General features: G+C 58.9%; 1 pseudogene. It reads left to right on the top strand.

Annotated features, from left to right (window positions below):
- Window positions 1-249: pseudogene (locus tag B3Q33_RS08895) on the top strand (enoyl-CoA hydratase/isomerase family protein); the annotation flags it as partial.
- Window positions 250-292: the final 43 nt, after the last annotated feature.

Genomic DNA, 292 nt, shown 5'->3' with positions numbered 1-292 from the left:
GTCCACGAAGTGGCCGCCGACGCAGATGGCCTTGATGCCCTGCTGGAAGACTCCCTGAAAGCGGTTCGCAAATGCGCGCCCCATGCCAACCGGGTGACCAAAGCGCTGGTACTGGACGTGGGCCATGAACCCATGGAGTCATTGCTGGACCAGGCAGCGAAGGATTTCGCCGCCGCCGTAAGCAGCGAAGAAGGCCAGGAAGGCACCATGGCGTTCGTACAAAAACGTCCGGCGTCCTGGAATCAATAAAAGAGTTGAATCGATACACCGTAGGAGGCTGCTTGCAGGCGAA

Source organism: Alcanivorax sp. UBA3183 (assembly GCF_002364155.1).
Lineage (GTDB): Bacteria > Pseudomonadota > Gammaproteobacteria > Pseudomonadales > Alcanivoracaceae > Alcanivorax > Alcanivorax jadensis.
Note: the sequence above shows the minus strand (reverse complement) of the source record. Positions and strands in the feature narration are given on the sequence as shown.